This is a genomic window from Streptomyces sp. NPDC057617 (assembly GCF_042800555.1).
Lineage (GTDB): Bacteria > Actinomycetota > Actinomycetes > Streptomycetales > Streptomycetaceae > Streptomyces.
In genome coordinates this window covers 90,395-104,935 of sequence record NZ_JBHVGV010000003.1, presented here as the reverse complement: position 1 = coordinate 104,935, position 14,541 = coordinate 90,395, and the positions used below count along the sequence as shown (strand labels likewise).

General features: G+C 69.6%; 14 protein-coding genes. 5 read left to right on the top strand and 9 right to left on the bottom strand.

Translation table 11 applies throughout. The features are described 5' to 3' along the window. Positions 1-142 precede the first annotated feature (142 nt). From ACFU9P_RS09410 to ACFU9P_RS09395, 4 genes are all read left to right on the top strand, one after another. Complete coding sequence (locus tag ACFU9P_RS09410; protein ID WP_384078873.1) at positions 143-919, top strand: DUF4097 family beta strand repeat-containing protein; 777 nt, start codon at positions 143-145, stop codon at positions 917-919. 118 nt (positions 920-1,037) lie between these two features. Continuing rightward, the gene (locus ACFU9P_RS09405) at positions 1,038-2,435 is read left to right on the top strand and encodes a hypothetical protein (RefSeq protein WP_384078435.1); all 1,398 of its coding nucleotides are present in this window, start codon (positions 1,038-1,040) and stop codon (positions 2,433-2,435) included. A gap of 157 nt (positions 2,436-2,592) precedes the next feature. Beyond that, complete coding sequence (locus ACFU9P_RS09400) at positions 2,593-3,264, top strand: DUF4383 domain-containing protein (protein WP_384078434.1); 672 nt, start codon at positions 2,593-2,595, stop codon at positions 3,262-3,264. Positions 3,265-3,297: 33 nt separating this feature from the next. Beyond that, positions 3,298-3,522: a zinc ribbon domain-containing protein gene (locus tag ACFU9P_RS09395; RefSeq protein ID WP_376377245.1), complete on the top strand. Its 225-nt coding sequence runs from the start codon at positions 3,298-3,300 to the stop codon at positions 3,520-3,522. Between the two features lie 51 nt (positions 3,523-3,573). On the opposite strand, the gene ACFU9P_RS09390 is transcribed toward ACFU9P_RS09395, so the two are convergent. From ACFU9P_RS09390 to ACFU9P_RS09380, 3 genes are all read right to left on the bottom strand, one after another. Next, entirely contained in the window at positions 3,574-4,323 is a 750-nt protein-coding gene (locus ACFU9P_RS09390; protein ID WP_384078870.1) for an HAD family hydrolase, read from the bottom strand. A 116-nt stretch (positions 4,324-4,439) separates the two neighbouring features. Next, a complete protein-coding gene (locus ACFU9P_RS09385; RefSeq protein WP_384078433.1) occupies positions 4,440-7,166 on the bottom strand; it encodes a phosphoribosyltransferase in 2,727 nt (908 codons plus the stop codon). A 32-nt stretch (positions 7,167-7,198) separates the two neighbouring features. Continuing rightward, positions 7,199-8,362 carry an HpcH/HpaI aldolase/citrate lyase family protein gene (locus tag ACFU9P_RS09380; RefSeq protein WP_376377241.1) on the bottom strand — a complete coding sequence of 388 codons (1,164 nt, stop codon included), beginning with the start codon at positions 8,360-8,362 and terminating at the stop codon, positions 7,199-7,201. Positions 8,363-8,580: 218 nt separating this feature from the next. Here ACFU9P_RS09380 and ACFU9P_RS09375 point away from each other — a divergent pair, with 218 nt between their 5' ends. Continuing rightward, complete coding sequence (locus tag ACFU9P_RS09375) at positions 8,581-9,459, top strand: TerD family protein (protein ID WP_384078432.1); 879 nt, start codon at positions 8,581-8,583, stop codon at positions 9,457-9,459. A 97-nt stretch (positions 9,460-9,556) separates the two neighbouring features. Here the strand turns inward: ACFU9P_RS09375 and ACFU9P_RS09370 are convergent, their stop codons facing one another. From ACFU9P_RS09370 to ACFU9P_RS09345, 6 genes are all read right to left on the bottom strand, one after another. Next, complete coding sequence (locus tag ACFU9P_RS09370) at positions 9,557-10,294, bottom strand: Tellurium resistance (RefSeq protein ID WP_376377237.1); 738 nt, start codon at positions 10,292-10,294, stop codon at positions 9,557-9,559. A gap of 211 nt (positions 10,295-10,505) precedes the next feature. Then, positions 10,506-11,645 carry a DUF475 domain-containing protein gene (locus ACFU9P_RS09365; RefSeq protein WP_376377235.1) on the bottom strand — a complete coding sequence of 380 codons (1,140 nt, stop codon included), beginning with the start codon at positions 11,643-11,645 and terminating at the stop codon, positions 10,506-10,508. Between the two features lie 51 nt (positions 11,646-11,696). Beyond that, on the bottom strand, positions 11,697-12,272 hold the full coding sequence (locus ACFU9P_RS09360; protein ID WP_046502757.1) for a TerD family protein: 576 nt from the start codon (positions 12,270-12,272) through the stop codon (positions 11,697-11,699). Between the two features lie 218 nt (positions 12,273-12,490). Then, on the bottom strand, positions 12,491-13,066 hold the full coding sequence (locus ACFU9P_RS09355; RefSeq protein WP_046502761.1) for a TerD family protein: 576 nt from the start codon (positions 13,064-13,066) through the stop codon (positions 12,491-12,493). A 152-nt stretch (positions 13,067-13,218) separates the two neighbouring features. Next, positions 13,219-13,731 (bottom strand): peroxiredoxin, encoded by a 513-nt coding sequence (locus ACFU9P_RS09350; protein WP_384078431.1) that lies wholly within the window; start codon positions 13,729-13,731, stop codon positions 13,219-13,221. A 178-nt stretch (positions 13,732-13,909) separates the two neighbouring features. Continuing rightward, a complete protein-coding gene (locus ACFU9P_RS09345; RefSeq protein ID WP_066944466.1) occupies positions 13,910-14,347 on the bottom strand; it encodes a DUF3052 domain-containing protein in 438 nt (145 codons plus the stop codon). Between the last annotated feature and the right edge of the window lie 194 nt (positions 14,348-14,541).

The window sequence follows — 14,541 nt, the reverse complement described above, 5'->3', positions numbered from 1 at the left end:
GAAGGGGGATACGGGGGGTAACCCCACCAGTAAGACGGTGGGCGGCCGGATCGGCCTGGGAGGGCCGCGTTCCTACGGTTGAGGGACAACAGAGACGCGCACTCCCTGGGGGACGATCACCGTGGCCGCACACCGCATCCGCATCCGTATCCGGAACACTCGCACCCGCACACTCCTCGCCGCCGGCGGGACCCTCCTGCTCGCCCTCGCCGTCAGCGGGTGCGGCGGCAGCGCGGACGCCTCGGACGCGCCCGTCGAGAAGAAGGCGTTCCCGTTCGGCGGGAAGACGCTGACCATCGACGCCGGGAATTCCCTGGTCGAGCTGGTGCCCGCGGATGTCGAGGACGTCGAGGTGGCCCGGCAGATCGACGGCTGGGTGTTCGCGGGCAACGGTCCCGACGGCATCTGGCGGATGAAGGGCGACACCCTCACGCTCAAGGTCAAGTGCCGGGCCGTAGTGAGCAATTGCGAGGCACGGCACAAGGTGAAGGTGCCGCGCGGGGTCGCGGTCACCGTCAACGGGGACAATGGCAAGATCACCGCCACCGGCTTCGCCACCGTACTGAAGCTGACGTCCGACAACGGAGCGGTCACCGTCCGGGACTCCAGCGGGCCCGTCGATCTGAAGAGCGACAACGGGACGATCACCGCGGAGGGCCTCACCGCCAGGACCGTCGCCGCCACCGCCGCCAACGGATCCGTGCGCCTCGGGCTGACCGCCGTGCCCGACTCCGTCGACACCGCCAGTGACAACGGCAGGATCGTGATCGATCTGCCCAGGTCCAAGGAGAAGTACGCGGTGACCGCGACCAGCAAGAACGGCGACGTCGATGTGACCGTACCGACCGACGGAACCAGCGCCCACATAGTGAAGGCCCGCAGCGACAACGGCGGGATCACCGTACGGAACGCGAGCTGACACACCCGCGGAACGGGCAGAAGCTGTGGCACCAAGCGCGAACTAACCGGCCCGTGTGTTCGTCCTTACCTGGTGGGAGAATGGACCAGGCAGGGCGGACTCGGTACGGGAGAGGGATGTGACGGCGACACACGCGCAGCCGCACGCAAGAGCCCAGACTAAGGCGAGTGCCGACCGCGATGTCCGCGATGTCGTCACGTTGTTGCTGCTGCCGGTGCCGCTGCTGATCGCCGCGCTGCCCGGCACGTTCTCCGGCGGGGGCGGCGGTACGCGGCGCTGGTTCGGCGGGCGCGCGGAGAGCCAGCGGGCCGACGCCCAGGCCGCCAAGGACGCCGCCGCAGCCTCCTTCTACGAGCTGGACACCGCCCAGCGCGATCTGCGGATCTCCATAGAGACGATCACCGCGGTCGACAGTTCGCCCGGCGCCCGCAAGGCCGTCGCCGACTTCGCGGCGCTGGGGCGGCGGATCGACGAGGTCAGCCATACGTACATCACCGCCGTCGACGCCCATGACCTCGACCGGGACGATCTGGAACCGTCCGTCGCGTCCAAGGCCCGCGGCGAGCTGGCCAAGGCCAAGGCCGACCTGGACCGGGTGAAGGGGGAGCTGGACCGGTTCGAGCAGGGGCTCGGGCCGCTGCTCGACAAGGCCGAGACGCAGCTCGCCCGGCTGGCACCCGCCGTGGAGCGCGCGCGGCAGGCGCTCCTTGCCGCGAGCAACGCCCTCGATGCCGCACGCGCCTCCGGACTGCGCGCCGACGATCTCGCCGCCCGCCTCGCCGCCCTCGGCCCCGATCTCACCAAGCTCAACCAGGGCGCGGGCCAGCACGGCGTCGCCGAGACCCTCCAGCGCGCCGACCGGGTGCTGCGCGATGCCGAGACCGTACGGGTCGAGGCCGAGCGGCTGCCCGAGCGCGCCCGGGAGATCGACCGCCGCCTGGTCTCGCTCCGTACCCGCGCCCAGGCCCTCACCACCCGGGCCGGCACCGTGGAACCGGTCCTCAGCGAGCTGCGCCGCCGCTTCACCGCGGCCTGCTGGCAGGACCTCCAGCAGGTCCCCGGCCATGCCGCGACCAGCGTCCGCCAGGCCGAGGAGAAGCTGAAGGAAGCGGGCGCGGCGCGCGACGAACAGCGGTGGGCGGACGCGACGTCCCTGCTCAGTACGGCACGGGCCCTGCTGAACGGTACGGACGAGGCGGTCTCCGCTGCGGGCGACCGCCTCCAGCGTCTGAACGCCGTGTCGAAGGACCCCCAGCAGGAGATCGACCGTACGCGCTTCGCGATCCGCGACGCCCAGCGGCTGGCGATGACCGGCCGCAACACGCCCGAGCCCCGGCACGCCCGGCCCCTGGACGACGCGGTGGGCAGGCTGGAGCGGGCGGTGGCCGCGCTGGAGGGGCGCCATCCCGACTACTGGCACTTCCTGACCGAGACCGAGGCGGTACGGAACACCGTGGCCCGGGTCGTCTCGGACATCCGCGAGGAGCGCGGCGCGGCGGCCGGCCACAGCGGCTGACCCATCGACCCGCCTCCGCCGAGGCACGGCGACGACGGCACTCCGGGCAGCGCGTCTCCCGCGGCTCGCCTGATTTGTCCCCGGCCCCGTGTGGGCGGATGCTGGAGTTACTCCGTACGCCACGTCACGTCACGCCGTACGCCAAAGGAGGCCGCCCATGGCCACCCAAGCGCTCCGCCGCCCCCGTCGGCGGCGTGTCAGGCTCGATGAGCAACTCCCCGTCGACCACCGGCTGAACCAGGTCTACCGGATAGGCGCGGGAGTGATGGGTCTGATCCTGATCGTCTTCGGCATTCTCGGACTGATCGACAAGATCGGTTTCTTCGACACCGGCGGCGACCGGGTCGCGGGTCTGAACACCAACGGTGCGCTGAGCGTGCTGTCCATCTGTGTCGGACTGCTGCTCCTGGCCGGGATGGTGGCCGGCGGAAATATCGCCTCGACCCTGAATATGGTCCTCGGGGTGCTCTTCATCGCCAGCGGATTCGTCAATCTGGCGCTCCTGGCGACCAGTTACAACATCCTCGCGTTCCATATCCAGAATGTGCTGTTCAGCTTTGTGGTCGGGGTGATGCTGATGTTCTTCGGCATGTACGGGAGAGTCAGCGGCAGCCTGCCGCACGACAATCCGTACTGGCGCGCCCGCCATCCCGAACAGGCGGAACACGAGGAACGCGTGCGCGCCAAGCTCGAACACGTACGGTCCCATGGGCACGGTTACGGGCATCCTCACCTGTATATGCACCCCCACCCCCACCACCCGCAGCAGGAGCATCAGACACAGCAGGCACAGCAGGCAGAGAACCAGCCGGACACCACCGGCTCATGACCGCCGGACCATCCGACCGGATAGCCTGACCCCATGCCTCGCTACGAGTACCGCTGCCGCTCCTGTGGTGACACCTTCGAGCTGAGCCGCCCGATGGCCGAGTCCTCGGCCCCGGCGTCCTGCCCCGCCGGACACGACGACACCGTCAAGCTCCTCTCGACCGTCGCCGTCGCCGGAACCGCGAAGGCCGGCGCCCCCGGCCCGGCCCCCTCGGCCGGCGGCGGAGGGGGCTGCTGCGGCGGAGGCTGCTGCAGCTGATCCGCCAAAGGCTGATCGGCCTTTCAAGCTGACCGGCCCGTCAAAAGCCGATCAGCCTGCGGCGCCGGCGTCGGCGGCCAGAGTGAGCCGCCGCAGGATCTCCTCCCCCGCCGCCACGCCCGTCTCCTCCAGTACGTCCACATGCGGTGCGCTCCAGCCGCTGTCGGCCAGTTCGCCGTGCCCCGGCCGCCACGCGCGGTCCGCGGCCAGCAGCAGATCGGCGTCGAGCAGCGAGTCCCCGGCGGCGAGGGTGAGTTCGGCCCCGGTCCTGCGGGCGACCTCGCGCATCGCGGCGCTCTTGGTGAGCGGCCGCGGTACGGCGTAGACCTTGCGCCCCTGGAGCGAGACGGCCCAGCCCCGGCCCTCCGCCCACCCGGCGAGATCCTTCACCCAGCCCTCGGGCAGCAGCGCGCGGTCGACCACCAGATAGGCGAAGAGGTCCTCCGCGATCCGCTCCTTGAGCAGCCACGCGGGGTCGGCGGCGGACAGCAGATGGGCGCGGACCTCGGCGAGAGGGGCGCACTCGTCGGCCAGCCGGGCCCCCACCCGGGCCCGCCAGCCGTCGTCGGACACTCCGTCGACCAGCAGATGCCCGCCGTTGGCACAGATCGCGAACCGCGGTTCGGGGCCCGGCAGACGGACCCGCCCGTACTGCTCCCTGGTCCGGGTAGTGGTCGGTACGAAAACGGTCGTACGGGCCAGCCGGTCCAGCAGCCCCGCCGCCGTCTCGGTCAGGTACGACAGCGGCTGGCTCCCGTACACCTCGACACAGAGCAGCCGCGGCGCCTCAGCGTCCGGCATCGACAACTGGAGGGCACCGGCCGAGTAGATGAGCGTACGGTCCAGATCGCTGGCGACCAGCGCGAGCGGCGCGCCCGAATTCCCCGAAGCTCCCGCAGGAGTGCTCACAGAAGTGCTCACAGCGCGGTCACCGCCTTGCCGTCCGCCCCGGTCGCGCCCCGGGTGTACTTCGGGTGGATCAGCCCGACGCAGGTGTACGGAAGGCCGTCCGCCTCCTCCACCGGTACGCCCCGCTGCCCGGCCAGCAGCCGCACATGGTCCAGGTCGGCCCCCGCGCCCCGCCGGGCGAGGATCTTCCAGGGCACCCGGCGCAGCAGCACCCGGGTCGTCTCGCCGACGCCCGGTTTGACCAGGTTCACATCGTGGATCCCGTACTCCTCGCTGATCCGCTCGACCGCCGCCCAGCCCTCCCAGGTGGGCGCCCGGTCCGCCGCGAGCAGCTCCTTGACCTCGGCGTCCACCGCGTCCACGACCTCGCCGAAGCGGGCCGCGACGGTGTCCAGGAAGTGCACCGAGACATCGTCGGCGGCGAGTTCGCGGTAGTGCTTCGCGCCGTGGAAGTCGTACGGTCCGACCAGGTCGGCCCGCAGGACCGTACGTGAAATCAGCCCGGACACCGTCGAGTTGAGACAGGCGGACGGGATGAGGAAGTCCTCACGGGTGCCGTACGTCCGTACGCAGCCGCCCGGGTCGGCGAGGACCGCGATCCCGGGGTCGAAGCCCTCGAACCCGGCGAGCGCGTCGGCCAGTTCGCGGGTGATCGCGCCCTTGCCGGTCCAGCCGTCGACGAAGACGACATCGGCGGGGTCGTGGTGGGCGGCCAGCCAGCGCACGGCGTTGGTGTCGATGCCCCGGCCGCGCACGATGGAGACGGCATAGTGCGGCAGGTCCAGCCCGTGCCGCCACTGGGCCCAGCGGCGCATCAGCACACCGACGGGCGTGCCGGCCCGGGCCAGCGACACCAGCACGGGCCGGGGTCCGCGCTCGGCGAGCACGGTCTCGGTGACAGTGCCGACGGCGCGCGCGATCCGGGCCGCCGAGGTCTCCAGCGCGGAGAGGAACAGCTCCTGGTACTCGGCGCTCGGCTGGTACTCGACCGGAAGCGACTCGGCGTAGTGCGCGCCGCCGCTCTGGATCGCCTCCTCGCGCTCTTCGGTCGGGGCCTCCAGCTCGACGTCGGACAGGTCCTGGAGGAGCCAGCCCACGTCCTCGGGCGCGTAGGAGGAGAAGGCGGGCCCACGGAGGGGTTCGGGCAGCATGGGGGGTTCCTGCCGTTCGGCGTGGTGCGAGGGGGTTTCGTGCGGAGGGGTGTCGTACGAAGCGGAGTTGTACGAGGGGGTGCCGGAGATGCCGGGGGTCTCGGGGGCGTCGGGGCTGCCTGGGACGTACGCGGGTACGACGGCCAGCACCACGCGCGGTATGTGCGCGGCGAGTTGGGCCAGCAGGCCGCCGGGCGCGCGCAGCTCCGGGGAGTCCGCGAGGGAGTCGACGACCAGGACGACGGCGTCGAAGCCCCCGCCCGCGACGTTGTAGGCATACCGCTCGCCGGTGCCGTCGCCGTCCGGGAACGCGGCGGTGTCATGGGCCGGGAAGACGAGGCGGCTGCGTATCGCGTATCCGGGGTCGTCCACGGCGAGCACCGGGGACCGGGTGGTGGTGGAGTAGCGCACCTCGGCGCCAGAGATATGTGTGCCGGAGACACGCGTACCGGAGATCCGTTCCAGCGCCTCGGCCAGCCGCAGCGGCGCGTACATCAGCTCCTCGAAGCCGAGGACGAGGACGCGCCGGGCGCCGTCGAGCTGCTCGGCCAGGGCGGCGGCCATACCGGGCAGCGCGGACTCCAGCCGGGCCCGGTGGGCGGGGGTGAACCCGTGCCGCCCGCCGTCCGGCACCCCGCCGGGCCAGTCCAGCACCACCCGCACCGGCTCGGACCCCGTGCCGGGACCGGCCGGACCGACCTGAGCCGGGACCCCGGCCACCGCAACCGGCTCGGACCTCACAGCCGGACCGGCCTGAGCCGGGACCCCAACCGTCGCACCCGCACCCGGACCGGGACCCGCAGCAGACGCACCCGCACCCGCACCGGACGCACCCGGACCCGGCCCCGCAGCAGACGGCACCTCGGCCGAGGCACCCGCCGCGGCCGCCCCCTCCTGTTCCGCCACCAGCGCGCGCCCCTTCTCCAGCACCCCCTCCGGCAGCTCCACCGTCCCCGACGCCAGCGCCACCAGATCCACCCGCGCGCCGATCTCCTCCGCGAAGTCCGTCAGCCGCCCCCGGTCGGCCGCCGAGCGCATGTCGACCAGGGCGACGATCACGTACCACCTGCGCGGATAGCGGGCGTGCAGGGCGCGGATGGTGTTGAGGACGGTGTTCCCGGTGGAGAACTCGTCGTCGACCAGGACCAGCGGCCCGTCCGAGGCGAGCAGCGCCGGGTCCTCGGGCAGCAGCAGATGCGAGGTGGCGTGCGAGTGCGACTCCTCGAACCCGCCCGCCCTCGGCACCCCCGGAACCGGCCGCCGCGTGGAGTGGAGGTACGGCGCGTCCCGCACCCCGTCGGCGACCGCGTGGCCGAGGCCGGTCGCGGTCTCCGCGTACCCGAGCACAACCGCGCGGGCCACATCCGGGCCGAGCAGTTCCCGTACCCGCTCGCCGAGTTGGAGCCCTGTCCCGTATACGACTTGAGGGTGCTGCGGTACATGTTTGCCCAGCACATTCGAGACAAGGAGATGGGCCCGTTTCGGGTTGCGGCGCAGCGCCAGGCCCAGCAGTTCCGGCAGTCTCCCGTCGCCCGCGAGCCGTACACCGAGCCGCTCGGCGACCCACGTACCCGACCAGACCATCCCGCTCTTCTTTTCCTTCCGCTCCGGCCCGCTCACTCGCCGAGACCGGCCGTGAGCAGCTCCACGAACCCGACGTCCTCACGCGCCACCCCGAACACCTCGGCCCGCTGAAGGGTGCGCTCGGCCCAGGCCCGGTGAGGCTTCACCTCGTTCATCTTGTTCGTGTACGCCGAGCGCAGCACCCCGCCCCCGTCCCGCTCCGGCCGCAGGATGTCCTGCGCGTCGCTGAACTCCTCATGGCTGACCACCGACAACGCGTGCACGGGCGGCACATGGGAGGGATGGATACAGGTCTTGCCCAGCAGACCATTGGCCCGGTCCAGCTCGATCTCGCGCAGCAGCCCGTCGAGATCGTGCTCGATCAGGGCCGTACGCAGCTCCTCCGCGCGGCCTTCGAGGAAGGGGCTCCGCCGGAGCTGGGGCTTGAACATACGTTCCTGCAGACGGAAGTACTCCCATACCGGGCCGGTGATCGTGAACCCCGAGCCGTCCGCGCGCCCCAGCACATTGACCACATCCGCGATCACCCCGGCCACGATGCGCACGTCGTACGCGGTCATGTCCGGCGACCTGCGCAGCCCGTACGCCGAGCAGAAGTCGGTGACGCCGAGGCGCAGCGCCAGCACCCGGTCGCGGTACTTGTCGACGACATTCGCGATCCCGGTGAGCGTCTCGGTCCTGGTCTCCAGATGCAGCAGCTCGGGCGATTCCAGTACCGGCATCGCGTAGAGCTGGCGGCCGGTCATGCTCTCCGCCTCCGCCAGCGCCTCCAGGAACGGTGTCCCGCGCTCCTCGGTGAACTTCGGCAGTACAAATCCGGACAGCAGCCGGATCGAGGTGCCCATCCGCCGCGCGAGGTCCGGAATCTGCCCCGGCTCTCTGACCCGGATGAAGAGCAGCGGGGTCCCGGCGCCCCGCTCGTCAAGATCGGCGAACTGCCGGACCAGATTGGCCTCGGCGGCCTCGACCTCGGAGTCATGGATGGAATCCTCCAGGCAGAGCACCATGGAGACGACTCCGCACCGGGTCTGCTTCACCACGTCGTCAGCGAGTCGCGGCCGGGTGGCCGGGCAGTAGAGCGTGGCCCCGAGAGCGGCCGCCAGGAGACGGGCCGGAGAGCCCGAAGTGAACTCGCACGGCTCCTGATGGAACAGACCCTCCCGGGCAGCGGGCGGGATATGCCCGAAATGACGCATGTGAATCCCCCGTACTGCCGATGTGGCCGCTGGGCATGTGGCCGGTAATAGTACGTACGGACGGGTGTCAAGAGTTCCCACGGTTCATGAAATCCAGGTAACTCGTCCGCTTCGCGCCCATGTCCTCGCCCCTGTCCCCGGGGGAAGGCTGTACAGCTCGATGGAGTTGCAGGGATCTGTCCGCCCCGCGTTGTCCGTACGGGTCGCGGGAAGGCAGGATGACAGGCATGACGCACGCGATGCTGAAGGGCTCGAACGTCCCTCTCGACGCCATGGCCGTACGAGCCGTGCTGCGGTGGTCCCCGGGTGCCGGGATCCCGGATGTGGACGCCTCCGCCCTGCTGCTCGGCCCCGACGGGCGGGTGCGTTCCGATGAGGACTTCGTCTTCTACAACCAGCCCCGGCATCCGTCCGGGCTGGTCAGGCGGCTGCCCAAGAAACAGGCGGGTGAAGCGCTGACCGATGCGGTCGAGGCGGATCTCGCCGCGCTCGACGCCTCGGTCGACCAGGTGGTGCTCGCGGCCTCCTCCGACGGCGCGAGCTTCCAGCATGTCAGCGATCTGCGGATCCTGCTGTACGACGCGGGCGCGGCCGACGGCGAGCCGCTGGCCGTCTTCGACGTACGGCCGGAGACCGGCGAGGAGACCGCGATCATCTGCGGTGAGCTGTACCGGCGCGGGGAGGGCTGGAAATTCCGTGCGGTCGGCCAGGGCTATCCGACCGGTCTGGTGGGTCTGGCCACCGCGTTCGGCATCTCCGTGGACGAGAGCGAGGAGTCCTCCGGCGAACCCGCCGCCGCCTCCGACTCCGCCGCCGCGACGTCCGACCCCGGCGCCACGGTGGCCGCCGAGCCGCCCGTACGGGTACCGCCGCCACCGGTCCAGCCGCCCACCCAGCCGATGGCCCCCGCGTACGGCTATCCGCACCCGCATCCGCCGATGCCCGCGGCCCAGACCGGCTACGGCTATCCGCAGCCGGTGGCGGCGCCCCAGCCCCAGACCGGCTATGGCTACCCGCAGCCGGCCGCCGCGGCGGCGCCCGCGCCCGACCCGAATTTCCGGCTGCCCCCGATGGGACCGCAGTTCATCCGTCCCTAGATGCACCGGAGGCCCGTGGAGCCCCAGGGGCGGACCGGCTCCCCGAAGGCCCCGCGGAGCCCCTGAGCCCCGGCCGCCCCCGTCCATGGCCGCCCGCTCAGGTCTTCGTCTTGTAGCCGCGGCCCCAGTGGAGGCCCCAGCCGTACAGCCGGTCCAGCTCCGCCTGGAAGCCGTAGACGAACTTGACCTCGCGGCGCACGATCAGCTCGCCCTTGACGTTCTGCACCGAGAACACCGCACAGGACCGGGCCTGGGGCGCGTCCTCGTCGAGTTCGATCTCGATGCGTGGCCCGCTGCTCGGGTAGAGCGTCACATGGGCGTGCGTACGGTCAAAGGCCGGCGTCTGGTCGTAGATGTAGACGAAGAACAGCAGCCGCTTGATCTCTTCCCAGTGATCGAGATTGGCATAGATCGTCTCGCCGGAGCCCGAGCCGAACCGGTCGTCGCCGCTGAGCTTGATGTACGGCGGATCGTTGAGGTCCCCGAGGAAGCCGCCCAGCGGCTGCACCACGCCCTTGCTGCCGTCCGTCAGCTCGTACATGCAGCCCAGATCGAGGTCCACATTGACCATGCCCTGGGTATGGGCCTGGACCACGTCGGGCTTGAAGAGCTTGAAGGGATGCCGTAGCAGTGAGCTGTTCTGCCGGGACCGCCCCTCGATGTCGGAGCTGCGCATCCGCCAGGAGAGATTGACCCGCAGATTGCCCGTGGCCGCGCCCTGCTTGGTGAGCGACACCGTAGGACGCCGCCTGGTCAGCTCGATGGAGTTGGAGCCCGCGCTGCCCGAATCAAAATCCGACGCCCTTCCCTGCCACAGATTGTCCCAGAAGGCCATGCCCGCCCCACCCCTGTCTTCTACTCGGCCGCCGCCGGCCCGGTCGGCCGACGCCGGTGCCCGTCACCACACCGAACGATGGGGCGGCCGCCAGGCTTCCGCCTCACGGCCGCCCCATTCAGAGCGTTCCCGAAAACCCCTCCTGGTCACACCCGGAGGACCGGCTCACCAGAGGGCTCACCGGAGCACGCTTCAGACGTACGGCGCCACCTCAGACGTGCAGCGGCTCCTTGTCGTCGTCCGGATCCTTGCCGCCGCCCTCGGCTTCCAGCGCCTTGTTCCTGCGTACCGATGACCAGAAAGAGGCAGCAATCAGGACAACACCGATCAAACCTGTGACGACTTCATTGATCGAGTGCTCAATCGTGATCAGGAGGATCACGGCCAGCGCACCGATCGCATAGTGCGCGCCGTGCTCCAGATACACGTAGTCGTCGAGGGTGCCCTGGCGGACGAGGTAGACGGTGAGGGACCTGACGTACATCGCGCCGATGCCGAGGCCCAGCGCCATCCAGAAGATGTGGTTGGTGATGGCGAAGGCGCCGATGACCCCGTCGAAGGAGAAGGACGCGTCCAGCACCTCAAGGTAGAGGAAGAGGAAGAAGGCGGCCTTGCCGGCCAGACCGACCGCGGAGATCTGCTTGCCCTCGGCCTTGGCCTTCTCCTCCGCTTCCTGCTCCTGCTCCTCCTGCTCCTCCAGCCGGTTCTCGAAGTAGCCCGAGAGCCCGCCGACGACCAGATAGGTGATCAGCCCCGCGACACCGGCGAGCAGCACGGTCGCGGACTTGTCCGCGTAGCCCGAACTGGTGTGGGCATGGGTGGCGAAGGTGAGCGCCGTGACCAGCAGCACGATCAGCGCGATGCAGACCGACAGCATGTCGACCTTGCCGAGCTTGGCCAGCGGACGCTCCAGCCAGTTCAGCCACCTGATGTCCCGCTCCTCGAAGATGAAGTCGAGGAAGATCATCAGCAGGAACATGCCACCGAAGGCGGCGATGGCCGGGTGGGCGTCGGTGACCAGCGCCTCGTACCGGTCGGGATCGTCGAGCGCGATCTGTACGGCGTCGATCGGCCCGACCTTGGCGCTGATGGCGACGATCACGACGGGGAACACCAGTCGCATACCGAACACCGCGATGAGGATGCCGACCGTGAGGAAGATCTTCTGCCAGAAGGCATTCATCTTCTTCAACACCCCTGCGTTGACAACCGCGTTGTCGAACGACAGGGAGATCTCAAGGATCGACAGGATCAGTACGATCCCGAACGCCTCCCACCCCCACTGCCAGGCCGCGAAGGCAAGGCCGAGCGCCGTAATGGCGAACGACCAGCCGAAGGTTTTCAGGATCACTGGCTACCCCATCTGGTGATTAACGGGTATTCCCCCGCGCAGAGTACTGCTTTACGAAACGTTGACCCCGAAGTCTAGAGCGATGCCCCGCAGCCCCGACGCGTACCCCTGGCCCACGGCCCGGAACTTCCACTCGCCGCCGTACCGGTACAGCTCGCCGAAGATCATCGCCGTTTCCGTGGAGGCGTCCTCGCTGAGGTCGTACCGGGCGAGTTCCTGACCGTCGGCCTGGTTGGCGACCCGGATAAAGGCATTGCTGACCTGGCCGAATGTCTGGCCGCGATTGTCGGCCTCATGGATCGAGACCGGAAAAACGATCTTGTCGCAGTGCGCCGGCACCTTGGAGAGGTCGACCAGCAGGGATTCGTCGTCGCCCTCGCCCTCACCGGTGAGGTTGTCACCGGTGTGCTCGACGGACCCGTCCGGGCTCGTCAGATTGTTGTAGAAGATGAACCACTCGTCGCCGAGCACCCGACCCGACTGGCACAGCAGGGCGCTGGCGTCGAGGTCGAAGGGCGCTCCGGTGGTGGAGCGCGCGTCCCAGCCGAGCCCGACCAGCACCTGGGTGAGGTTAGGTGCGGCTTTGGAGAGGGAGACATTGCCTCCCTTGGCGAGTGTGACGCCCATGATGGTGAGTCCTCCCCGAGGTGATGTGGTGCTGTGCAGCGAGGTCAAGACGCGCCTGACGTCCTGCCCCTTCAAACCCTGTTCATGCCGTTCGTATCCGTACCGATGCGGCCGGTGCGCCCGTACCTGTACGGATACGGACCCTCCCGTGTACGAATACGAGACGCGTACGGCGCCGCACAGAAGTGTGCGGCGCCGGACACGGAAAGACGAGCGGTTCAGACGTTGACGCCGAAGTCCTGCGCGATGCCGCGCAGCCCCGAGGCGTACCCCTGCCCGATGGCGCGGAACTTCCACTCGGCGCCATTGCGGTACAGCTCGCCGAAGACCATCGCGGTCTCCGTGGAGGCGTCCTCGCTCAGGTCGTACCGCGCCAGCTCGTTGTTGTCGGCCTGGTTGACGACGCGGATGAACGCGTTGCGCACCTGGCCGAAGGACTGCTGGCGGCTCTCCGCCTCGTAGATCGAGACGGGGAAGACGATCTTGTCGACATCGGCGGGGACCGCGGCCAGATTGACCTTGATCGCCTCGTCGTCGCCCTCGCCCTCGCCGGTGAGGTTGTCACCGGTGTGCTCGACGGAGCCGTCCGGGCTCCTGAGGTTGTTGAAGAAGACGAAGTTGCCATCGATGGCGACCTTGCCCTCGGCGTTGGTCAGCAGGGCGCTGGCGTCGAGGTCGAAGTCACTGCCGGTGGTCGTACGGACGTCCCAGCCCAGACCCACGGTGACCGCGGTCAGGTTGGGCGCGGCCTTGGTCAGCGAGACGTTTCCGCCCTTGCTGAGGCTGACTCCCACGAGTCCTCCCTTTGGTTTCTCGGGGCGGCGCTGCCCCTGAAGCGTTGCATCGGATCAACGACTGGATCCTAGTGACCGGTTCCCGGCCACCGGGCGATTTCGGATGGTTCAGCGGGCGGCCGGCTCGGGGCGGCAGACCGCCGACCACCGGCTCAGAGCGCCCCGAGCGCCTTGATGTAGTCGTTGAGGTCCCGGGCGTCCGGCAGACCGTTGACGACGGTCCAGCGCACGACGCCCCGCTTGTCCAGGACGAACGTACCGCGCACGGCGCACCCCTTCTCCTCGTCGAAGACGCCGTACGCGCGGGAGATCTCGCCGTGCGGCCAGAAGTCCGACAGGAGCGGGTATTCGAGGCCCTCCTGTTCGGCGAAGACGCGCAGGGTGTGGATGGAGTCGTTCGAGACGGCGAGGAGCTGGGTGTCGTCGTTGACGAACGAGGGGAGCGCGTCGCGCAGGGCGCACAGCTCGCCGGTGCAGACCCCGGTGAAGGCGAAGGGGTAGAAGAGCAGCACCACGTTCTTCCCGCCGCCCGCACCGTCGGCACCGCCCCCGGCCTCCGCCTCGGCACCGGCCTCCGCCGCCCGGAAGTCGGACAGCCGCACGGTCCGCCCGTGGTTGTCCTTCAGTTCGAAGTCCGGGGCGAGAGCGCCGACCTCGATCGCCATGGGATACGTCCTTCCGCGTCGCCTGCCATACCTCTGCCATGCCGCTGAGGCCACCTGAGGGCGCCCAGCTTAGAGCGGTACAGCGACGCGCGGGGCCCCCGCCGAAAGATCGGCGGGGGCCCTCAAGGCCGCTCGGGGTGCGCTGCCGCGTCTTGCGCCTTCGATGAGGCGCCCGGGGTCAGCGCTTCGACTTCGCCGCCTTGGGGGTGACGAGCCGGCTGCCGGTCCAGTCCTTGCCTGCGTTGATGCTCTTGGTCTGGGACAGGCCCGCGGTCTGGGCGGCCTCATTGATGTCGCTCGGTTCGACGTAGCCATCACGGCCGGTCTTGGGCGTCAGCAGCCAGACCGCGCCGCCCTCCTCGATCAGACCGATGGCGTCCACCAGCGCGTCCGTAAGGTCGCCGTCCTCGTCACGGAACCACAGCAGGACGGCGTCGGCCACGTCCTCGTAGTCCTCGTCGACAAGCTCCTGGCCGATGACGGCCTCGATGGACTCGCGGAGCTCCTGCTCGACGTCGTCGTCGTAGCCGATCTCCTGGACCACCTGTCCGGGTTCGAACCCCAGCCTTGCGGCAAGGTTGGTCCGTTCCTCCGCGTGGTCCGCGGTCGCGCTCACGGATTGCCTCCTGATCATGTTTCGGAAAATGCTTCAGACCCGCGCGTACGCGGGGCATTGGCCGTAGTCCACACGGGCGGGGCGGATCGCGCAAGTACCCGGCCGCCGAGACCGCCGAAACGGTGACGTTCCGGGGCTCTTCACCGCATCTCCTGCCACTTCGCCACCGTGTCCTGTAACGCGGGCCATGCGTT